A 21,608-nucleotide genomic window follows, 5' to 3' on the forward strand; every position below is an offset into this window, starting at 1 on the left:
ATGGCTGGGGTGGATGGATTCGAACCATCGATGGCGGATCCAAAGTCCGCTGCCTTGCCGCTTGGCTACACCCCACAATGTGCAACGGTCATTATAGCCTCTATGTTTAAATTTAGGCAAGTCCAACATGGAACTTTCATCTCAGAATGTACAAAATAGTCTGTAGCATTTATAATCAATTTGATTTAGCTATATTTGGAAGATGGGGGACAAAATATTATGTGGACTTTGAACGATGGGATTTCAGTTCTTCGGGAAAAGGGAGCAAAAATCACTGCGCAGCGCATAGCCATACTCAAAAAGCTGGAAGGCCGCACCGACCACCCGTCGGCTGATTCTCTTTATCGCGAGCTGGTCACGGAGTATCCTACGATGTCTGTTGCTACAGTATACAGCACGGCGCAGCTTCTCGCCGATGCAGGTCTTTTAAAAATATTGAGCATCAATGAAAAAAGGGTCTATTTCGACCCAACGACGACACTTCACGGACATTTTCTCTGTAAAAAATGCGGCAAACTTGTAGATCTTAATATCGATGAAGACATACTGTTCCGTTCCGCAGCAACTGCCAGGAACGATATAGCTCAGATACAGCAGGCGGAGGTATTCTTCTACGGGATGTGTTCCGACTGCTCGGATATCTCAGAAGAATAACTTTTCATGCGCAATGCCGCACCCATGCTAGCAGGCATCTTCCTGCTTTATTGGCCTTATATATGGTGCCGGGTTAGAAAAGAAAGCATCGACGAATATGGGTTAAGATGGGTATACGATAAGGACTCTATCCTGCAGACGCTCCTCGTGTCCGCAGGAGTATTGTCCATACTCACGCCTGTGGCGCTGTACTGGCCATGGGACACACTGCCGCACAGCAGGACGCCGGGAATGGTCATGAGCATGCTGGCATCAGGGCTTGCCGCTGCAATAATCGAGGAAACATTCTTCCGCGGCTGGGTACAGCCTATCCTGCGCAGAAAGCTGTCCGCTTTTGCGGCCATTGTAATCACAAATTTAATATTCGCACCTATACATCTGATTGCAGCTCCCAGCGTAATTTCGCTTGCAACTTTTTTCCCCGGGCTTATCATGGGCACGTTGAGGGAGAGGTATGGGAATATATTTCCTTCGATACTATTTCACTTTCTGGGTAATGTATGGGCTATCTGGTTTTTCCCATCGCCCTTTTAAGACCATCTGGGGGGATTATATTGTCTTATATGGGACATGATCTTATCTGCCGAAGGCACCATAATCATAATATTTGGACAGTTTTATATGTTTCTTTTATAGCCATCTTTCTTCTGACTGCGCCACAAGTCTCATCAGCAAATTCTGATGCCGCTCTCTTTGAGATAAGCATTGAAATGATAGAGGGCAGTCCTGTCGTCGTATCTTATCCGGGCGAAGAGCATAGGGAGATCGGTGCCGTGATCGCGCTTCCGACTGACACACGCTGGCCAAGCTATACGGCGAGCGCGTGGGGCAGACCGGGAGAGGTCTGCGCATCCGCCGTAAATGCGATACATCTGCTGGTCTCCGTCGAAAAAGAAAAAGGACGGACCATGAGCATGATCCCGAAGGAGACGATAGCGCCTGCAGCAGGCCCCGGCGCATCAATAGTGATATCCTCAAAGGCATCTTCCGGCATATTCGGGGCATTCGCTCCGCCTGTAGGGTCTGAAGTATCTATAGTTCGAAACGGCAGTATGGAAAGGACGCCGCTGGGGAAAGACGATCTGCCCCAAAAAGGCGACACTCTTATAATTACAGTTTTGAAAAAAACCCTGCCTTATATGGTTGAGATCGAAAACAGACCGGGCGGACGCATAACGGAATGGTCAGGAACCGGATCCAAAATCATAGGGCGCGTTATAAAACCGCTGGCGGGCACCGGACGCTTCGAGGGAACACTTTTCCAGAGGGCGGGGACACTCCGCGCAAACCACTGCGGGGTCATAGATTTCAGCACGTCGCCGGTGGGACAGGTCGGAGGCTTCCAGATCATCCCTTGGGATCATGCCCTTAAATCCAAAGAGATGCAGGGGGCATGGGACATGACTCAGTGGCTTATAGCCGGACCTGCGGACGGATCTTCCCCGATGGCTGCTACTTTCCCCCTTTTCAAGGGCGCTCTTGTCCCAGGACCATTTGAAGGAGAAAAACTCTGGGATATATGGTCAACATACGGAAGAAAATCACTGATAATCGCAAGGGTGAACGGAGGACCATGGCAGCCCATGCCCATAGTCTCGGGCCGCGTCGACTATGCGCTTAAAAATATAACGCACCTGAAAATCTATTTCCCGTTCACCGATGAGCCTCAGAAATAGCAACCGACAGGGCAATGTCTGTTGATTTTCACAGCCCTTGCCCTGTCGGTTACTTTGATCTCTCTTCCATTATATTATTTTTTCTTCCCTGAGTGTGCTGATCACTATTTCGCGCAACTCCGGAATTTCAAGCGCTTTTACGATAGTGGCCTTTATCCAGCCTTCACGTATACCGCAGTCAAGACGCCTTCCTTTATATACCACACCGTAAACCGGCTCTTCTTTCAACAGTGACCCGATGGCGTCTGTAAGCTGATATTCCCCGGCTTTGCCAGGCTTTATGCCGCGCAGGTGGCTGAATATAGCAGGAGAAAGCACATATCTGCCCATAATGGCAAGATCCGACGGTGCATTTTCCGGATCAGGTTTTTCAACAAGACCGTTTATCTTGAACACCCCGGGCTCAACCTCAATGGCGTCGACTATCCCGTACCTATTTGTATCCTCGTGCTCAACTTTTTCAAGGCTCAGCACAGAACTTCCGTATTTCCCCCTCACCGCATCAAGCTGCAGCAGTACAGTCGGATCGGCAATCATTACGTCATCAGGAAGGATAAGACCAAAAAATTCATCACTGCAGAACTCCTCCGCACACAAAACCGCATGACCTAACCCAAGCGGCTCATCCTGCATGGCATAACAGAAGCTGGCCAGCCTGGGGATATCATGTATAAGTTTTGCAAGATCGTCTTTACCCTGTTCCAGAAGGCGACTCTCCAAAAATTCTGAATGCTGGAAGTATTGACGTATAGTCTCCTTACCTGTGCCTGTAACAAAAATGATATCCGTACACCCTGACGCAACCGCCTCATCCACCCCGTGATGGATGAGAGGCCTGTCTATCAGCGGGAGCATCTCCTTTGGTATATCCTTTGTCGCCGGTAAAAACCGTGTCCCAAGTCCGGCAACAGGGAAAACCGCCTTTCTTATCGGTGTAAAATCAGACATGTCATCCCTCCATTGTAATGATCTCAGTTATAGTTTCCTGAAGTATATCCGCCGCTCTGTTCATCAGATCCGCGTCGCGCGATTCCACAAATATTCTGACGAGAGGCTCGGTACCCGAAGGACGCAGCAACATCCTGCCCTTCCCTGCCAGCATGGATTCAACCTCTGCTGCGGCCTTTGCAAGCCTCGGGCTGTTCATAACCACTGACTTGTCCTTTATCCTGAGGTTGCGCAGCACCTGGGGATATTTATTAAATCTGTCCACCAACGTGGAGACATCCTCTTCAAGTTCTGCCAAAGCATTCAGAAAAAGAGTCCCTGAGCAGAGGCCGTCGCCCGTATTGGCATAATCAAGCGCTATAATGTGGCCGGACTGTTCGCCGCCGAGACGACACTCCTCCCTGCGCATCGTATCAAGTACATAACGATCACCTACCCCGCAGCGAAAGACCTTTATGTCATCTTCGAGAAGAAGGTCCTCAAGTACCATGTTGCTCATAACAGTGGCGACAAGTCCGGAACCGAGGGTCCCCTTTTTTGCAAGCCATCTTCCTATTACCCAGAGGATGATATCCCCGTCGATCACCCTCCCTTTTGAATCACACATGAGAACTCTGTCTGTGTCGCCATCGTATGCTATACCTATCTCAACACCGTTTTTGACAGTTTCTGCACAGAGGTAATCCATGTGGGTGACACCGACACCGTCATTTATGTTCATCCCATCAGGTTCGTTGGCAAGAAGTGTAACTTTCCCGCCCCATTTTTCAAACAGTTGGGATACTATTGCCGAGGCAGCCCCGTTGGCCGAATCCACTGCCACACGATAATCCCTGATTTTGACCCCGCTCATCAGATCAAGAAGCGCCTTGACGTATTCGCCTGTATAGTGTTCCCCGTCAAAAATACGGCCGATGTTGCCATGCGTGGGACGGACTGCGGATGATCCTGCCTCGTCCAGCATCTCTTCTATCTCTATTTCATCATCGTCAGTAAGTTTAAATCCGTCTTTGTCCAGGAATTTTATGCCGTTATATTCCGCCGGGTTGTGCGAGGCGCTTATAACAGCTCCCCCGTCAAATGGATTGTGTGCGACGGCAAAACTTACCCCGGGTGTGGGGATGACACCGAGCACGGAAACATCGGCGCCGGCAGAGGTAATGCCGGCAGCCAGCGCCGACTCCAGCATAGTGCCGGAATGTCTTGTATCCCTGCCGACTGCGATATGAGGACTTTTAGCCCCACGGCTTTTAAGAAACAGGACATACGCTCTGCCAAGTTTAAGGGCTGCTTCTGGGGTCATCATCCCATGATTGGCGATGTCCCTCACGCCATCCGTCCCAAATAGACGGCGTATTTTTTTTGCATTCCCAATATCCATAAAGACACTCTCCTTAAAGCAGGATCATACCGGCTCCAAATCAGTCCAACGCAGTGACTGTTACCTGTTCCGGCTCTATCTTCACTACCTGAAAATCTTTTCTGAGGCCTTTTACCAGCACAGGAAGTTCTACTTTCCTTGAGACTATGTTCGAGACGTCAATGTAAAGCTCACACGGTACATTTCCGCCCTGCAGCGACTCCAATGCCAACTGGGTCCCCTCGATAGTTATATTGACCGACTCAGGCGATATCTTCCATTCCTTGCCGGGGGTATTGCCCTCTATCATTATTCCAACGTTGTAATAATTTTTCACCGCCATTTTTTTACGTATCCTGATCTCAACTTTGGCTCTGTCAGGCCCAGTTATCTCCAGATCAGGGTCGATATCTCCGGGACGCAGCGGGAGCATAAGCTGAAGATCCTGATCAAGCCCTGTTATGTCTACCGGGGGAAGGACAAGCGACTGCATTTTCTGTACAGCGGTCGGGCGTCCGCTGATCGTCACATGGTCAGGCACTACAGTGACGGAATCTATCTGAAACCCATCAGCCGGCTCCCCTATTACAGAAACCTTAACAGGGACCATCTCTCCTACGGTTTCGCGTTCCAGTGATACTGACGCATTTACATATAACGGAACAAGAGTAAATCTATCTGATCTTCCCTCATCAACGCCAAATATCTTAAGAGGCACACGAAGTTGACCGGATGTTTTGAGTTTGTCCGCAGGGATAACGGCATTTACCGCCTGTACGGTCAGGACATCTGTCTCTGGTCCGCTGAGTATGGCCTCTGCAGGCTTAATATCCACAGATGCGATTACCATTCCTTCAGGGGGCTCACCATCGACCTTCCATGTTATGGGTATTGTCCTCTCCACATGTCTGTATATTTCAACCTCCGCAGTGAGAGGATCCCAGCTCCTGATCCTTACATGCGACGGAGCATCGATCTTTATAGGCAGGCTGTATTTGCCTATCTGAAGCCCCTGAAGATCGACCTGTGCCGTGACGTCATTAGGCTCTAAACGGGAAAGGGCGTTGATACGTCCGGCAAGCTTCAGTTGTACGGTCCTTGTTTTGTTAAACATCGAATAACCGCGGGGCAGGTTATTATACTGTATCTGCACAGACATGCTCCTTGTTCCGTCGGTATTGCCGTTCCATGCTACAAACGCCCAGATAAAGACAGATATAATTATTGAGACACTATAGAGGAAGAGCTTAGTGTGAAGCTGCGGCTGCCCCTTAATATCGAGCAGAAAACGTTTTAACCGGAAAAACCTTACATTATTATCTGTCGTCCCCTCTGTTTTATTTAATTTATTTAATTTTTCTTTGATGTATTCTTTGATTTTATTCATCATGATGCACGCTTCCCGGCCATTGTTGCTGTATTTCTTCTCTCAGCCTCTCCATAAAGTTCGATTCTCTGCCTTCATTGCTGAAATAATGCGTACAGATCCTGCGGATCTGAGATTCATTGAGTGGTTTAGAAAGGCGCCCGCTGACAGCGACTGTTATCTCGCCCCGTTCCTCTGAAACGACGAGGGCCATAGCATCAGACATCTCCGTCACGCCAAGCGCAGCCCTATGCCTGGTACCATACCATCTTGATATATCTGTCTTCTCTGTCAGTGGCAGGTAACATCCTGCGGCGACGACACTAAGCTGATCAATGACTACCGCGCCGTCATGCAGAGGCGTTCCAGGCCAGAATATAGAGACCAGAAGCTCTTCGGTTATATCGGCTTTCAGAAGCACGGCAGTACGCCAGACTTCTTTGAGGCTGGTGCTGCGCTGTAACACACAGAGCGCTCCTATCCTCTGAGACTGACAGTAGAGAAGTGCCTTTGCCAGCTGATCTGCCCTTACATCAAGACCTGCCTCGTCCCTGTTGATCCTCCACAGATGTCCCTTGCCCAGTTCTTCAAGCATATGCCTGAGTTCCGGCTGAAAAAGGATCGGTATCACGATTATAAAAGCGCTCAGTATTTTGGCTATGATCCACGAAAGGCTGCGAAACTCCAGAATATTTGCAAGGGCACCAATAACCCCTATTATCAATACACCTCGGAGAAGCTGCATCGCGCGTGTGCCGACAAGAAGCATAAGGACCCTGTATATAATAAAGGCAACTATAAGTATGTCGGGGATGTCCTGCCAGCGCAGTTCAAAAAACGGCAATTCAGCACCTCCTCCCGCATCTGCAATATTTTTGTAACACAACACCTAGAATATTATCACCTAAGACCCTCTGAGTTTGCGCAGGATAGAAAGATTGCCCTCATCCCCCCAACCGTCTTTCGGTGTCTCCAGTATAGCTGGAATTTCACTGAAATGTTCATCCCCAAGAAGCATTGAAAACGGCCCCAGACCTATCTCTCCCTGCCCAAGATGGGCATGCCTGTCTTTCCGGCTGCCTTTGTTCATCCTGCTGTCGCTTAAATGCCAGCAATGCACGTTTTCCAATCCTACATACTTGCTCAGCATGGAAATAAACCTGCTGTAAGATTCCTCTGTGCGTATTTCATAGCCTGCGGCAAATACATGGCAAAGGTCAACGCAGAAGGAGATCCTCGGATGATCGCCGACCAGGTCAAGAAGCCGCGAAAACTGAGCTATATCCCCTCCGATCGCTGATCCCTGACCCGCCATCGTCTCAAGAAGAATGCGCACACGGGAATCTGATGTCGCATCAAGGACCCTCATCAATGATTCCGATATTTTTTTAATGGCGATTTCCGGACTTTCACCACCGGCAAACCCCGGATGCAGGACCGTATCATCTATACCAAGCTGGTGGCATCGCTTAATTTCCTCTATGAGGGCCGTTACGCTGCGTGTCCTCACATCAGGCGCTCCTGCGAGATTTATGAGATAAGACGCATGTGACACAACGGCTTTCACTGAACTTGACCTTGATGCCCGGTAAAAATCATCTATCTCCTTAAATGAGAGACTGCTGTTCTGCCACTGCCTCTGGTTACGCGTAAAAATCTGCATTGATTCGCATCCTATTGCATCGGCACGCTCAAAAGCCCTGCACAGCCCGCCTGCAACAGAGATGTGAGCTCCGATCCACGCCACTATTTATAGCGCTCCAGATAAACAAGCCCCCTGATGCCATCCACCGTCAACGTCATCCCGTCTTCTACGGCATCAAATATACCTGCGGCCCCGACTATGCATGGAAGCCCAAGGTTAAGGGTCACAATACCGGCATGGCTCGTGAATCCGCCCTCTTCCGTAACTACTCCGGCAGCTCTTTCAATTGCAGGGATATATTCCCTGGTAGACTTTCTGATGACAAGAATGCCGCCTGATGCCATCTTTTCAAGCGCCTCTTCCGCAGTCGCAGCCTTATGGGCTATACCTGTCACCTTACGTCTCACAAGGGAAAGTCCTTTTCCTACTACCTGGCCTACTGTGTGCACCTGCACCATATTCGTGCTTCCAGGTTCTCCGAGGGGGACTCCTGTGGTGAGAACAACATTTTGGCCGGCCTCTACAAGGCCCTCATCCTGAATAATCGATATGGCCGTCTCAACAGATGTTTCAAGATCAGAGATGAAGGGGCATATCACCGGCATTACCCCCCATACAAGAGAGAGGGCCCTCCATGTGCTTAAAGAGGGCGTCACCGCTATTATCTGGCAGACAGGCCGATACTTGCTGATCATCCTGGCAGTGCCGCCGCTGCTCGTAAGTGAAATTATCGCCGCCGCTTTGACTATGCTGGAAATATCTTTGGCTGCATGGCTCACTGCATCCGCGATTTCGCTGTTATTGCTGAACGACTTAGGCGTCCTCTGCCAGACTTCGAGTTCGCGCTCTGTACGCATGATAATTTTATTCATAGTCTGGACAGATTCAAGCGGATACTTCCCGTTTGCCGTCTCCCCTGAGAGCATAACGGCATCGGCTCCGTCTATAACCGCATTGGCCACATCACTGGCCTCGGCTCTCGTAGGCCTGGGGTTGCGGATCATAGAATCAAGCATCTGTGTGGCGACTATAACCGGCTTACCCTGTGAACGGCATTTTTCTATGATTTCTTTTTGTACCATAGGGACGTCTTCCGTCGGTATTTCTACCCCAAGATCGCCTCTCGCGACCATTATGCCGTCGGCAACGGTCAATATCCCGTCAATATTATCAACGGACTGCCTTGTCTCCATCTTAGCTATTATCTTTGCTGAACCATGCTCCCTTTCAAGTACGCGGCGAACTTCCATTATGTCGTCCTTGGTACGGACAAACGAGACCGCGATGTAATCAACGCCATGCTCTATACCCCAGCATATATCGCTGACATCTTTTTCAGTGAGCGTAGGAACAGAAAGGTCCGCTCCAGGTACGTTTACACCTTTCCTCTCTCCAAGCTCACCTCCGACCACCACACGGCAGACAATTCCATCAGGTGATATGGACTCAGCGCAGAGGTGCAGGGATCCATCGTCTATGAAAATATGCTGTCCTTCTGATATTTCTTTGTAAAGCGGTCCATAATCCACAGAAACACCGGTAATGTCCCCATCCCTGTCGTCGGTACGCAGCACAAATGTATCCCCTGCCGTCAGCGTGATATTGCGGTGGCCGACAAGAAAGCCGGTACGGATCTCAGGCCCCTTCGTGTCCAGCAATGTCGCTATCGGAGTCTGACGTTCCTGTTCAACTGCCCTTACAGTTTCTATCGTTTTTTCATGCGAGGCATAGTCGCCGTGGCTGAAATTGAGCCTGGCAACGTTCATCCCGGCTTCAGCCATCGCATACATGCAGCTGTATTCCCAACAAGTAGGCCCCATCGTGCAGACAATTTTAACCTTGCGTTCAGAAGTGTTCATCAGTTATATTCATGCCCCCCTTGCTTCCCGCTCTTTATCTCCCCGTGTTTTGTGAAGACAGAGGCGGCTCCTCGGATCTTCATGGCAGAGATGTGCTCGGTAAACTGGGCGATCCAGATTTCGCCATCATCTAGTTTTTCAGTGTGCAGAAATTTGTTCTCGGCTCCCCTTGTAACGCCGGTCACTGTCACTCCGTTTTCAAGCGCCTTAACAACTATATAATCCCCGCCTGCATTGCTGCAATCTTCCTGCTGATGGGACATAACCGGATCACTCCCCTAATTGTCTCTATCCGCGGCCCATATATTCACAGACCGCCATGCCTTTTGAAAATTTTTCCAGATCAGCGATCAATTTTTCTCCCGGATCGATTTTGACCCTCTTCAAATATGATACAACCGTCTTCTCAGACGAGACAAGCTTCAGCATGACCTCATACTTTCCTCTGTTCTGCCCGAAAATATTGAAAAGTCCCTGGCAGAAATTCTCATCCAGTCCATCTGCGTCAATTGTTATAGTAACATGCGGATCAAGTTTTTCGGCAAATTCTTCCTCCGTGTATATCTCATCTGCAAGTATTGAGATGCCTCTGTCATTGCGGACCTGTCCTTTTATTACATAAAAGGAACCTGTCGTCAGAAGCGGCTTGTAAGCGGCCCATTGCTTCCTGAACATCACAACTTCCACGGTTGCTTCTGAATCTTCGAAGACAAGTATGCCCATCGGATCCCCGCTCTTTGTGTAGCGTTCGGCAGACGAGAGCAGCAGACCGGCTGTTATTACCGGGACCTGCGGCGACTGCCAATGTTCAAGCATGGCAATAGGACATGTGATATAGTCTTTTGCGAACGGGAGGTACTGGTCAAACGGATGACCTGATATATAAAGCCCCATGCTCTCCTTTTCAAAATCCAGCTTTTGCCTGATGCTGATATCATCGCACTCCTCCATCTCCGGTTCAAGCCCGGCGCTGTCCTCGTCAGAGAAAAGCGAACACTGGTTGGAATCGGAGGCACGTCTGGAAGCCGCATCCAGAAAGAGCGGCATTGCAGACAAAAGTTTTGCCCTGTTTGCCTCAATGCTGTCAAATGCACCGGCCTTTATCAGGTTTTCAATTACTCCCCTGTTGACCACCCTGGTATCGATCCGAAGGAAGAAATCCCAGAAAGAAACAAAGGGACCGTCCTTCTCCCTGCTCTCTATAATGCTTAAGACCGCGCCTCTTCCGACCTTAGCTACCGCAGAGAGTCCAAGCCTGATCACATCGCCCACTACAGTGAAATCTTCCTTCGAGACATTTATATCTGGTGGCAGGACAGGATAACCTGCATCTCTCACGCTTCTTATATACTGCCCAAGGACATCCATCTTAGAACCGATTATACTGGTCAGATAAGCGGCAAGGAACTCCGGCCCGTAATTGGCTTTGAGCCATGCAGTCCTGTAGCTTATAAGAGCATAAGCGGCGCTGTGCGACTTATTGAAACCGTACCCCGCAAACTTTTCGATTATGTCGAAAATTTCCCCCGCCGTCTTCGTATCGACCCCATTTTTTAAGGCGCCGCTGACGAATTTGGCTCTCTGCTCCGCCATGACCCCGGCTTTCTTCTTCCCCATTGCACGGCGCAGAAGATCCGCCTCTCCCAGCGTATAACCGGCAAGCGCTGATGCGCTCTGCATGACCTGCTCCTGATAAAGAATGACCCCGTATGTCTCTTTCATGGATTCCTCAAGGCATGGATGGAGATAGCGGACCGGCTCTTCATGGTGTTTGCAGCGGACATACTGGTCAGCCATGCCGCTCTCAAGAGGTCCTGGACGGTAGAGTGCCACAAGAGCTATAAGGTCTTCAAAGCAGTCAGGCTTCATACGGCGCACCAGCGCCGTCATTCCGGTCGATTCAAGCTGGAAGACGCCAAGTGTCTCTCCGCGCTGGAGCATCTCAAAGGTTTTTTTGTCGTCCATAGGTATCTCGTTAAGGTCTATGCTGCCTTTGCCGTTCGCTTTGACGTTATTCAGCGCACCCTCCAGCACAGAAAGCGTTTTAAGCCCAAGAAAATCCATCTTTACAAGACCGAGTTTTTCGACCGGCTCCATCGAATACTGGGTGACGATCTGGTTCTCTCCGAATTTACGGACGGGGACCATCTCTGTTATAGGCTTGGGCGTTATCACCACACCCGCGGCGTGCTGGGAGCAGTGCCGTGATATCCCTTCTATATGCGATGCCACGTCAAGAAGTCTTTTTATGCGTTGGTCAGAATCATAGAGCAATTTAAGGTCGGGCACGCTTTCAAGTGCCTCCGTGATATTCTTGATACCGGATTTGAGCGCGTCAGGTATGAGCTTTGTGACCTTGCGTACCTCAGGTATGGGTATGCCCAGGGCCCTTCCTGCGTCAGTTATGGCCCCCCTGCTCTTCATGCGATCGAAGGTTATTATCTGGGCGACCCTGTCGCTGCCGTATTTTTCAACGATATAAGCAATAAGCTCATCCCGCCCTTTATCAGAGACGTCGGTGTCGATATCCGGCATGCTGATACGTTCTGGGTTCAGGAAACGTTCAAAAAGCAGATTGTAGCGGATAGGGTCAAGATCGGTTATGCCAAGCGACCATGCAACGACGGATCCCGCGGCCGAGCCTCGTCCCGGGCCGATCGGTATGTTCCGTTCCTTTGCCGCGATTATTATGTCTGAAACGATGCAGAAATAACCTGAAAAGCCCATCTGCTCGATAATACTGAGCTCATAGCGAAGACGCGACGCGTATTCTTCGGGCGGGATATCTGTTTTAAGCCGACGCCTGAGCCCTTCTTCCGCCATGCCGCGCAGGTGTGTCTCCAGCGTTTCTCCTTTCGGCAGGGGGAATTCCGGCAGATAATAATGTCCCGTCTCAAGCTCCACATTGCACCTGTCTGCGATCCTCTGAGTGTTTATAAGTGCTTCCGGCAATTCTGCGCCGAATATCTTCCACATTTCATCCGGAGAACGGAAGTAATAGTCATCTCCGGTAAATCTGTATCTGTTCGGGTTGTCGACGGTGCTGTTGGTCTGGACACAGAGCAGTACATCGTGCCAGTCGGCGTCACTCTTTTTCATATAATGAGAGTCGTTTGTCGCAATAAGAGGAAAATCGTACCTGTGTGCGATATCTACGAGTGTCTTGTTCACGATCGCCTGCTCCGGGATGCTGTTGTGCTGAAGTTCCAGATAAAAGTTGCCCTTGCCCAGAATATCTCTGTAAAGCCCAGCCCTCGCGGCCGCACCCTCTATATCACCCTTGATTATAAGATTGGGGATCTCTCCGCCAAGACATGCAGAGGCGCCTATTATCCCTCTGCTGTATTTCGCAAGGAGGTCATGGTCGATCCTCGGTTTGTAATAAAAACCGTCTGTGTTGGCCACTGAGACAATGCGCATAAGATTGTGATATCCCTCGTCGTTCTCAGCAAGAAGGATAAGATGGTACAGATTTTTCCCGTCACGGCAGGTGTAGCCGTTAGGTTCGACATAGACCTCACAGCCTAGTATCGGTTTGACGCCTGCCGCCTTACATTTGCCATAGAACTCGACACAGCCGTACATGACGCCATGATCTGTAATCGCAACGGCATCCATTCCCATCTCTTTTGCCGTCTCGGCAAGGTCACCGCACTTATTGGCGCCGTCAAGCAGGCTGTATTCGCTGTGGACATGTAGATGTACAAATGGTTTATCCATTACTGTTCCCCGCCTTGGGAAGATTCCGGATCTTCTCCAAAGCCCGCCTCCTTTACATAAAGGATCTCCGCCCCCATAAGCTTAAGCATCCTGTCCGTCCTGTCCGAGGCCATCGTCTGACGCTTCTTTCCATCATCAGGGAGAGTCTTTCCGGCCACGGGCGCCGTGCCGTTTACCTGTGGGAAAAGAGGATCATCTGCGGCAGCCGGACTTGTTGTTTCGTCAGGCCCGCTATTTATTTCCCAAAATCCCTGTACTGCCTGGGAGAGTATTTTCCTGTTCTGCGGGATTGAGAAAAACACCTCCGCATGCGGGTTCCCATTAAAAGCAATATCCCATCCGGAATCGGTACGCAGAAGCGTACAGCCGATAAGGGCGGCCGCGATCTGGATATGCCTGCTTTCAAGCAATGATAAAAGTTTTGAGAACGTCCCCTCTCCAAGGTCCGAGCATAAGGCGGAAATGTCGTATGCCAGGGGCGCCGGCGCTGAAATAATATCTTCCGGCACATAGAAAGGCTTTGGATCGGCAAACGCCTTTTTCAGATCAGGAGCACTTTGAGGCTCAGGCGGCGTGACATGCGCCTGCTTTCGGGCTTCCGTCAAAGGCGCCGCAGCCGCCGGGGTATGAGCCGGCATGCGGGTCAAAGCCCTCTCGGTTTCTGCAAGCTTCCCCTCCGTCACATTCATAAGTTCAAGCATTATGAGTCCGGAAAACACCTCGAGCCTCATGCCGTAGCGCGCCCTGGGCAGCAGGCGGTTGCACAGCATGCATGCAGCCCTGAGTTTGTCCGGAGTCCATGCTCCGGTCTCATTCTTAAGAAATTCGCGTTCAGCGTCGGAGGCCTCTAGCGCCTCAAACGAACCCTCGCCCCACAGCGAGAACATCCAGAGATCCCTGAATATTGCAAACAGGGACTCCGTAAAACGCTCGGCGGAGATCCCCCTTGCAAGCATTGCATGCAGATCTGCAGCAGACTTTTCGGGATCCGTACGCAGCTCGGTAACCCATTTTTCCAGCTCTGTCCTATTGCTGCCCCCGGTGAGGTCACGGACACTGTCCAGTGTTAAACTGCCTTTACCAAGAGCGACGGCCTGTTCGGTAAGGGAGAGCGCATCTCTCAGGGCGCCGTCGGCCTGGCGCGCCACCTCCCAGATGGCCTCGTTGTCTGCCGTGATGTTCTCACAATTGCAGACATAAGAAATGCGTTTGACCATGTCCGCGATAGATATGCGGTGGAACGGGATATGCTGGCATCTCGAACGTATAGTTACCGGCACTTTATAAGGTTCGGTGGTCGCGAGCAGGAATACTACATTGGAGGGCGGCTCTTCAAGCGTTTTAAGCAGTGCGTTGAATGCCGCTTCAGTAAGCATGTGGACTTCATCGATTATATAGACCTTGTATTCGGCGCTAAGCGGCTTAAGATTCACATGGCTTTTAAGGTCTCTTATTTCTCCTATGCCCCTGTTGGAAGCCCCGTCGATCTCAATGACGTCCAGGTGTTCTCCCAGTGCAATACTGATACAGCTGGAGCACTCTCCGCAAGGCTCTGCTTCCGCCGTCGGATGCTGACAGTTAAGGCTCTTGGCGACAAGACGGGCAGCAGAAGTTTTCCCGCATCCGCGCGGGCCTGAGAAAAGATAGGCATGCCCGAGACGGCCCTCCTTCAGTGATTCCTGCAGAACGCCGACCGCAGCATTCTGCCCCACCATATCCGAAAATGTCTGGGGCCTATATCTGCGGTAGAGTGAAACATACATGATACCCCTCCTCTTTTCAGCTTCCACTATTTTACAGGAATGCCGGCTTAAAATCGTCTTTTTACTTGAAATAATCCGTTAGAAGGTTTCCCTTTCTTGCCTTGATTAGCGCATCGTTGATCCTGCCGCGTATCTCCGCAAGGGCAGGCATTCCGGCAAGCAGCTCACCCGCTGACAGAATGACCCTTCCTTTGATCATCAGCAATTGTTTTTCTCCTGCCCCCATCACCTGTATATCGTAGGGAGCCAGCTCCAGCTCCAGAGTCTCATCAAGGCGGGTCTTGAGCTCGCGGAACAGCTTATCCGCTTCCGGGTCCTTCGGATGAGATAACAAAACCGCCCCATCCACAGTTATACGGACATCATCGGAGACATTGTCCACATCGATCTTAAGGCTCTGTAAGACATCTTTTCTCTGCACTTCGATGCCTTTGTCTTTCATGTATTTAAGTGCCGCTTCGACCCGCTCTTCGACTTCCGGGTGAGTTTGGAAAATACCGGGGTCGACATAGGCACGTTGCAGTTGTTCTATCTTCAGCCTCTCCATCATTGTAAGCATGGCAGCCGGGTTGTAGCCTGCTTTGGTAAGTACGTCTATGCCTCTGGCATCAGCTTCTTTTTCAAGGTCGATGCTGTAGGCGTTCATTATTGCTGTCTGCATGGCGCCTGTCATTATCATGGCGCCTGCGCCGCCTCCCTGTGTGGCGGCGATTATTCCGGCAATAGTCATTATGTTCAGCCTGTTGTTGCGTGCAGCCTGTACTATAACATGCGCACGATCGGCGTGTATAAATTCATGAGCCAGCACTGCCGCTATCTCGGGATCACTCTTAAGAAAATCAAGCATGCCTGTGGTAATATACGTCATCCCTCCAGGGAGGGAAAAAGCATTGGGCTCCTTCATATCGACAATACGTACCTTATATTCCAGATCACGCTCAAGATAAGGGATGAGTTTGCCTGCAATCATCCCAAGGCGCGCTTCTTCCGCAGGATCCAGAACACGCGGCATCTCTTTCTCCACCTGCTCGGAAATTTTTTTTCCCATTTTGATCTCGCGTTCGATCGTCTTTGATGTTGGTGCGGGCGAAGCATCGGCCAGGAGGGGAGAAACCGTATATAATGCGGCAAAGGATGCAAGGATAAGCACCACAACAGCTTTTCTCATATGTGCCACCTCCGTGACATAAAAGGCATTCAAAAATTTATACCCGATTTGAGCCATATTGCAAAGGGCAATAATACGTGTGCGCAGAAAAAAAAACGGAGGCCGCCCGATAGCAGGCATGCCTCCTGTCTTACTGTGCGCAGGTTTCGCCTATCCCGCTATAAATTCCTTTATATCCGCGATATCCTTTACCTGAACGACACGGACGATCTCGCCTTTTTTAAGCTCTACCAGCGCAGGCATAGCTGTAAGGCCAAGTTTCTCCGTCATCCTGCTGTTACGGTATCCGTCGATGAAAGCGACCTTTTTGCCGCTTTCTTTCGTATATCTCTCGGCTTCGACCTGAAGCGTCACCTGCGCCTGATCTATGCTGGACGTGAAGAGGGCGAAGACATGTTCCGGCTCCGTCAGAACGGAGCGCAGATGCAGTTGTTCGGTGATATAGGCGTATGCGGCCATAGCTGCCACAGCTCCGTCTCCGGCTGCCGTGACGACCTGGCGCAGATACTTGTCTCGGATATCTCCGGCTGCAAAAATACCCTCTAAAGATGTCTCCATTTTGTCATTGGTGTCGACCCAGCCGCCTTTTGTCTGTCTTACGACCGAACCGGGCTCTCCAAGATATGATACGTTAGGTTCCGTACCGACAAAGACAAACACGCCGGCGACAGGAAGATCCGATACCTCTCCGGTCTTTACATTTTTAATAACGAGCTTCTCTACGACACCATCGCCCTCTATCGACTCAACGACAGTATTCCAGATCGGGACGATCTTAGGGTTCGCCAGAGCCTGCTCCACCGCAAGCCTATCGGCCCTGAATTCATCGCGCCTGTGAATGATATATACCTTGGATGCAAAACGGGTCAGGTATCCTGCCTCCTCGACCGCAACGTTTCCGCCGCCGACGACAGCTATCGTCTCATCTTCAAAGAATGCCGCGTCACAGACGGCACAGTAGCTTACACCGCCTCCGGTGAATTCTGCTTCGCCTGGGCATCCGAGCTTACGGAAGCTTGCTCCCGTAGCGAGGATCACTGCCTCGGCTTCGATCTCGCCTTTATCCGTCACTACTATCTTGCTGCCGTTGCGAATATCGATCCCCTTCACCGTGCAGTCCCTGAACTCTGTGTTAAAGTGCTCGGCATGTTTGCGAAATGAAACTCCGAGTTCCGAACCTGTTGAGTGGATAACACCGGGCCAGTTTTCTATTTCATCTGTAATGTTGATCTGGCCTCCTGCTATCCCCTTTTCGAGAAGAAGGACATCCAGTCCGGCACGGCGGCCGTATATGGCCGAAGTCAAACCTGCAGGTCCGGCTCCTATGATTACGAGTTCTCTCTTTTCCAAAAAAAACACCCCTTCCGGATTTTCTGATACTCCAGTGATGATGCCTGGATTCTAACGTGTTTTTATAATTTTTGCCATATCAGATGACGCATGACGCCGCTATAATCAAAAATTCTTTTTTTAAGCACAAGGCAAGGCGGAGCCATATCCTCCAAAGCATAACACTGACTGTCACCGGCTGTTTCAAAACCTACAAAGCCTCCTGATCTCAAAAAAGGCGGGATCGCGGCGAAGAGCATCCTGTACACTTCAAGACCATCCGCTCCGCCGTCGAGAGCCTCGAGCGGCTCGTGGTCCCGGACATCATGCATAAGCCCCGCAATTTCCTCCTCAGGTATATACGGAGGATTGGCTGTTATAAAATCAAGCGATCCGTTCTCTATGCCGCATTTTAACGGGTCCGCAGAGCATATCAGCTCAAGCCTGCCGTCAAGACCGTATAACTTTCTGTTTATTTCAGCCCATTTAAGCGCCTCTTGGCTTGAATCGACAGCGACCCCGGAGTAATTCTCATTCTGAAGAAGCAGTGCGATCGCTATGCATCCGCTTCCCGTGCACCAGTCCGCGAAACGCTTCGGACCGGGACATAGTTTCAGCATCTCCTCTGCGAGGAGCTCCGTCTCCGGCCTGGGGATGAGGCATCCCTCGCCTACTTTAAGGACATATCCGTAAAACTCCGCCTCGCCGATCACATAGGAGAGCGGTACATGCCGCAACCTCCGCTCCGCCATAGATAAAACCATATCGCATTCGCGTTTTGGGATATCATCGTCATTTCTGGTTATAAGCAGCGCCCTGTCTACACTGATAATCTTTGAAACAAGGACATCCGTTACATAAGAAGGCCTGTCGATATTACCTTCGGTCAGCATATCCCTGCATACTCTGCGAAGTTCAGAGAGCTTCAATTCCTCTTCCTCAGAGAGAAAGCGCCTTCAGTTTTTCCGCCTGGTCCGCATCAGACAGTGCGCGGATAAGCTCGTAGATATCGCCGTCCAGTATCTGGTCAAGTTTGTACAGGGTCAGGTTTATCCTGTGATCTGTAAGGCGATTCTGCGGGTAGTTATATGTCCTGATACGCTCGGAGCGGTCACCGGTCCCCACCTGGCCTTTGCGCTCGGCAGCCATGGCGGCGTTCATCCTCTGGAGCTCAGCGGCGTAAAGCTTGGTACGCAGGAACTGCATGGCCTTAGCTCTATTCTTTATCTGTGAGCGCTCATCCTGGCACGTGACCACAATACCGCTGGGAAGATGCGTTATCCTTACCGCGGAGTCCGTCATGTTGACATGCTGGCCGCCGGCGCCGCTGGAACGGTACGTATCTATCTTAAGATCCTCAGTCCGGATCTCGACGTCCACTTCTTCAGCTTCCGGCAGAACTGCAACAGTGGCGGTAGACGTATGGATGCGTCCGCTTGCCTCTGTCTCGGGGACACGCTGTACGCGATGGACACCGCTCTCGAACTTAAGGCTGCTGAAAGCTCCGACGCCGTCCACACGGAAGACCACTTCCTTGTATCCTCCGATGCCGGTTTCGTTCGCGGATATCAGCTCTGTCTTCCAGTGCTCGCGTTCAGCAAAACGGGTATACATGCGGAAGAGGTCGGCGGCAAAGAGGGCGGCCTCTTCTCCGCCGGCCCCGCCTCTGATCTCTATTATTACGCTCTTGTCGTCGTTCAGATCCTTCGGCAGCAGCAGCAGCTGTATATGACGCTCAAGCTCCGGGATCTGTTCTTCCAGCAGAGCCAGCTCCTCTTTTGCCAGTTCCGCCATGTCCTCATCGCCGCCTGCGATCATCTCTTTTGCGTAATTGATGCCTTTTATTACCGCTTCATACCGCATAAAGGCATCGACTATCGGGGCCAGTTCGGAATGTTTCCTGCCCAGCGACTGCATCTCCTGGGGGTCGTTCGCCACCTCGGGGATAGACATCCGCTCCTCTATTTCCTTAAAACTTTTCTCTATTTCCTGTAATTTACTCAGAAGTTCCATGAACTACACCACCTGTGCTGTCTGATTGTCTTTTTCCGGATGGAGCGCCAGATCAAGCGCTGCAAGCGCTACCTCGATCTGGTCGGGGCTTGGGTCCCTGGTCGTGATGTATTGCAGGGAAAGCGCTGGCATTATGCATATCCTTCCCCACGTATCCGAGTTCGACGCTCCCTTTATAAATTCATAAGATATACCTATCACAAAAGGAAGAAGGAGAACCCTGCTTCCGATACGCCAGGCTATGGAACCTCCGCCTATAGCCGAAAAGACTATTATACTTACAAAAATAACCACCAGGAGGAAAGACGTCCCGCAGCGTCTGTGTATCCTTGAATATCGGGACACTGCTTCCGGGGTCAGTTCAGATCCCTGTTCATAAGCGTTGATAGTCTTATGCTCCGCGCCGTGGTATTCAAATACACGCCGTATGTCCTTCCACATGCCGATAAGTGCGACATAGCCGATGAAGACCAGCCCGCGCATGACGCCTTCAGCCGCATTCTTCCACACATGGGATAAATTGAACAGATATGTGAGGTATTCGGCGACAAACATGGGAAGCGCGATAAAAAGTCCTATCACTGCGAAGATCGCGGCAGCAATTGATAATGCCATCTCGAGCGGGGAAATCTTATCTTCCTCACCAAGGCTGATCTCAGCTGAGAGGGAAAGGGCCTTCATGCCTATTCTCATCATTTCAACCATCGTGGCAAATCCGCGGATAACCGGCAGCTTCCATATTCCATGCTTGATCCAGACAGAACCCAGCCATGACTTGAGCCAGATCCTCCCGCCCGGCTCTCTCACCGCAAGGCCCCAGTGCTCCGGACCTTTCATGAGGACTCCCTCGATAACCGCCTGCCCGCCTACAGGGATCCTATCCCGCTGAACACCTGACAGAGCGGATACAACTATCTGTATTATAAAAAAAATATTCATTCTGAAAGCATTTTCTCCATACTCGGGTAAGGATCGTTACAAGGACGAGCTTCTGCGCATGCTCCGCGGGTCACGCAGGAGGGCCCGCAATTTTCAAATATTTCAGGAGCAGTGTTCCTTGCAAGTATGAGCATCCGGCGTGCCAGATCCCTTATCTCCCATTGTGCGCGTTTACAGAGACGCAGCTCAAAGAAATGATGCAGCTCCCGCGCGTTCATCGAGACGACGATCCTTGTCTCAGTGCCGTGGGGCAGTATAAAACGGGCATCTTCCTTTGTAATACCCATCTCTACAAGTTTTTCATAACAATCCCACGCCTTTTCGATTCCTTTTTTAAATAAAGAGAGTGCCTCAGGATTACATTCGATCTCCGGCGGTATGATACATGTCTGCCCTGTCATCCCGACGTAGCGCTGGCTCTGCTGAGAATAGCTTGCCAGCCTGTGGCGGACGAGCTGATGTGTCGTAACACGGCTTATGCCTTCTATTGCGAAGGTAAACGAGACATGCTCGAACGGCGACATGTGCCCGGACTCGGCCAGCATGTTTAAAAAAGAAGCTGTTTTTTCCGCATCAAGCCCATCAAGGATGTCTGCGGCGCCGGAGGGGCTGTAGCACATCCTGGCTGCAGCGGCAACAATTTTTGCCGCATCGGGCGTTGCTGCAATAAGTTTTACGAAAATAGCCACAGGGATGCCTCCTCGGTCAGAATCATGCCGCAAAACAGGAATTGGGGGCATGAGAAAAAAGAGGGGAGCAATCTCGCTCCCCTCGTGGGTAAAAGCTATTATTCGCTATTCTTCGGTTGTCTCTTTCGTTGTCTTCTGTCCGTAATTCACGCCTGCGTACTTCTGACGGAATTTTTCAAGGCGTCCTGCCTCGATAACGCGGCCTTTCTTGCCGGTGTAGAAAGGATGACATGCATTGCAAACCGAAACTCTCATGTCCCCTGTCGTTGACCTGGTTTCGAATGTATTGCCGCAGGCGCAGGTTACCTTGCAGGTCTCATATTTTGGATGTATATCCTTCTTCAATGTATTGCACCTCCAGATGTTCTTGTACGTCTAACATACAATAAGACATTATATTGCAGGTTTCCGAAAGACGCAAGTTTTTATTTAGCGGATCAGGGTATCCCGCATTGATCCACATGTCCGGGAACGATCCT

Annotated in this window: 19 protein-coding genes and 1 tRNA gene; 3 read left to right on the plus strand and 17 right to left on the minus strand. The window is 50.7% G+C overall.

Annotation, left to right across the window (positions count from 1 at the left end; genetic code table 11):
• Window position 1: 1 nt before the first annotated feature.
• Window positions 2–75: transfer RNA gene (locus tag LLF78_00045), tRNA-Gln, on the minus strand.
• Between the two features lie 144 nt (window positions 76–219).
• On the opposite strand from LLF78_00045, the gene LLF78_00050 reads away from it, so the two are divergent.
• Genes LLF78_00050 through LLF78_00060 form a run of 3 tightly spaced genes read left to right on the plus strand, consistent with a single transcriptional unit; the run spans window position 220 to window position 2,330 of the window.
• Window positions 220–654 (plus strand): transcriptional repressor, encoded by a 435-nt coding sequence (locus LLF78_00050; GenBank protein ID MCE5200895.1) that lies wholly within the window; start codon window positions 220–222, stop codon window positions 652–654.
• Between the two features lie 6 nt (window positions 655–660).
• Window positions 661–1,188, plus strand: a complete 528-nt coding sequence (locus LLF78_00055) for a CPBP family intramembrane metalloprotease (protein MCE5200896.1) — start codon at window positions 661–663, stop codon at window positions 1,186–1,188.
• A gap of 29 nt (window positions 1,189–1,217) precedes the next feature.
• The gene (locus LLF78_00060; GenBank protein ID MCE5200897.1) at window positions 1,218–2,330 is read left to right on the plus strand and encodes a hypothetical protein; all 1,113 of its coding nucleotides are present in this window, start codon (window positions 1,218–1,220) and stop codon (window positions 2,328–2,330) included.
• A gap of 69 nt (window positions 2,331–2,399) precedes the next feature.
• Here the strand turns inward: LLF78_00060 and LLF78_00065 are convergent, their stop codons facing one another.
• From LLF78_00065 to rpmE, 16 genes are all read right to left on the minus strand, one after another.
• On the minus strand, window positions 2,400–3,278 hold the full coding sequence (locus LLF78_00065; protein ID MCE5200898.1) for a UTP--glucose-1-phosphate uridylyltransferase: 879 nt from the start codon (window positions 3,276–3,278) through the stop codon (window positions 2,400–2,402).
• A gap of 1 nt (window position 3,279) precedes the next feature.
• Window positions 3,280–4,659, minus strand: coding sequence for a phosphoglucosamine mutase (gene glmM / locus LLF78_00070; protein MCE5200899.1), 1,380 nt, complete (start codon window positions 4,657–4,659; stop codon window positions 3,280–3,282).
• A gap of 40 nt (window positions 4,660–4,699) precedes the next feature.
• Entirely contained in the window at window positions 4,700–6,028 is a 1,329-nt protein-coding gene (locus LLF78_00075) for a hypothetical protein (protein MCE5200900.1), read from the minus strand.
• Complete coding sequence (gene cdaA, locus LLF78_00080) at window positions 6,018–6,848, minus strand: diadenylate cyclase CdaA (GenBank protein MCE5200901.1); 831 nt, start codon at window positions 6,846–6,848, stop codon at window positions 6,018–6,020. The genes LLF78_00075 and cdaA overlap by 11 nt, the downstream gene beginning before the upstream one ends.
• Before the next feature lie 60 nt (window positions 6,849–6,908).
• A complete protein-coding gene (locus LLF78_00085) occupies window positions 6,909–7,751 on the minus strand; it encodes a deoxyribonuclease IV (GenBank protein ID MCE5200902.1) in 843 nt (280 codons plus the stop codon).
• Window positions 7,751–9,508: a pyruvate kinase gene (gene pyk / locus LLF78_00090; GenBank protein MCE5200903.1), complete on the minus strand. Its 1,758-nt coding sequence runs from the start codon at window positions 9,506–9,508 to the stop codon at window positions 7,751–7,753. Before pyk ends, LLF78_00085 begins: the two co-directional genes overlap by 1 nt.
• On the minus strand, window positions 9,508–9,771 hold the full coding sequence (gene mtrB / locus LLF78_00095; GenBank protein MCE5200904.1) for a trp RNA-binding attenuation protein MtrB: 264 nt from the start codon (window positions 9,769–9,771) through the stop codon (window positions 9,508–9,510). The genes pyk and mtrB overlap by 1 nt, the downstream gene beginning before the upstream one ends.
• Window positions 9,772–9,796: 25 nt before the next feature.
• A complete protein-coding gene (locus tag LLF78_00100) occupies window positions 9,797–13,228 on the minus strand; it encodes a DNA polymerase III subunit alpha (GenBank protein ID MCE5200905.1) in 3,432 nt (1,143 codons plus the stop codon).
• Entirely contained in the window at window positions 13,228–14,991 is a 1,764-nt protein-coding gene (gene dnaX / locus LLF78_00105) for a DNA polymerase III subunit gamma/tau (GenBank protein ID MCE5200906.1), read from the minus strand. The genes LLF78_00100 and dnaX overlap by 1 nt, the downstream gene beginning before the upstream one ends.
• A 61-nt stretch (window positions 14,992–15,052) precedes the next feature.
• Window positions 15,053–16,159 (minus strand): M48 family metalloprotease, encoded by a 1,107-nt coding sequence (locus LLF78_00110; protein MCE5200907.1) that lies wholly within the window; start codon window positions 16,157–16,159, stop codon window positions 15,053–15,055.
• 150 nt (window positions 16,160–16,309) lie between these two features.
• Complete coding sequence (gene trxB, locus LLF78_00115) at window positions 16,310–17,509, minus strand: thioredoxin-disulfide reductase (GenBank protein MCE5200908.1); 1,200 nt, start codon at window positions 17,507–17,509, stop codon at window positions 16,310–16,312.
• Between the two features lie 62 nt (window positions 17,510–17,571).
• Window positions 17,572–18,417: a peptide chain release factor N(5)-glutamine methyltransferase gene (gene prmC, locus LLF78_00120; GenBank protein ID MCE5200909.1), complete on the minus strand. Its 846-nt coding sequence runs from the start codon at window positions 18,415–18,417 to the stop codon at window positions 17,572–17,574.
• A 10-nt stretch (window positions 18,418–18,427) separates the two neighbouring features.
• On the minus strand, window positions 18,428–19,501 hold the full coding sequence (gene prfA, locus LLF78_00125) for a peptide chain release factor 1 (protein MCE5200910.1): 1,074 nt from the start codon (window positions 19,499–19,501) through the stop codon (window positions 18,428–18,430).
• A gap of 3 nt (window positions 19,502–19,504) precedes the next feature.
• On the minus strand, window positions 19,505–20,440 hold the full coding sequence (locus LLF78_00130) for a DUF1385 domain-containing protein (GenBank protein MCE5200911.1): 936 nt from the start codon (window positions 20,438–20,440) through the stop codon (window positions 19,505–19,507).
• The gene (gene thyX, locus LLF78_00135) at window positions 20,437–21,129 is read right to left on the minus strand and encodes an FAD-dependent thymidylate synthase (GenBank protein MCE5200912.1); all 693 of its coding nucleotides are present in this window, start codon (window positions 21,127–21,129) and stop codon (window positions 20,437–20,439) included. Before thyX ends, LLF78_00130 begins: the two co-directional genes overlap by 4 nt.
• Before the next feature lie 105 nt (window positions 21,130–21,234).
• On the minus strand, window positions 21,235–21,474 hold the full coding sequence (gene rpmE / locus LLF78_00140) for a 50S ribosomal protein L31 (GenBank protein ID MCE5200913.1): 240 nt from the start codon (window positions 21,472–21,474) through the stop codon (window positions 21,235–21,237).
• Window positions 21,475–21,608 lie beyond the last annotated feature (134 nt).

The sequence above is a fragment of the Synergistaceae bacterium genome (assembly GCA_021372895.1).
Classification (GTDB): domain Bacteria; phylum Synergistota; class Synergistia; order Synergistales; family Synergistaceae; genus JAJFTP01.

Coding starts and splice junctions, on each gene's coding strand:
- LLF78_00050 (MCE5200895.1), top strand. CDS start 220: ATGTGGACTTTGAACGATGGGATTTCAGTTCTTCGGGAAAAGGGAGCA.
- LLF78_00055 (MCE5200896.1), top strand. CDS start 661: ATGCGCAATGCCGCACCCATGCTAGCAGGCATCTTCCTGCTTTATTGG.
- LLF78_00060 (MCE5200897.1), top strand. CDS start 1,218: ATGGGACATGATCTTATCTGCCGAAGGCACCATAATCATAATATTTGG.
- LLF78_00065 (MCE5200898.1), bottom strand. CDS start 3,278: ATGTCTGATTTTACACCGATAAGAAAGGCGGTTTTCCCTGTTGCCGGA.
- glmM (MCE5200899.1), bottom strand. CDS start 4,659: ATGGATATTGGGAATGCAAAAAAAATACGCCGTCTATTTGGGACGGAT.
- LLF78_00075 (MCE5200900.1), bottom strand. CDS start 6,028: ATGATGAATAAAATCAAAGAATACATCAAAGAAAAATTAAATAAATTA.
- pyk (MCE5200903.1), bottom strand. CDS start 9,508: ATGAACACTTCTGAACGCAAGGTTAAAATTGTCTGCACGATGGGGCCT.
- mtrB (MCE5200904.1), bottom strand. CDS start 9,771: ATGTCCCATCAGCAGGAAGATTGCAGCAATGCAGGCGGGGATTATATA.
- LLF78_00100 (MCE5200905.1), bottom strand. CDS start 13,228: ATGGATAAACCATTTGTACATCTACATGTCCACAGCGAATACAGCCTG.
- dnaX (MCE5200906.1), bottom strand. CDS start 14,991: ATGTATGTTTCACTCTACCGCAGATATAGGCCCCAGACATTTTCGGAT.
- LLF78_00110 (MCE5200907.1), bottom strand. CDS start 16,159: ATGAGAAAAGCTGTTGTGGTGCTTATCCTTGCATCCTTTGCCGCATTA.
- prfA (MCE5200910.1), bottom strand. CDS start 19,501: ATGGAACTTCTGAGTAAATTACAGGAAATAGAGAAAAGTTTTAAGGAA.
- LLF78_00130 (MCE5200911.1), bottom strand. CDS start 20,440: ATGAATATTTTTTTTATAATACAGATAGTTGTATCCGCTCTGTCAGGT.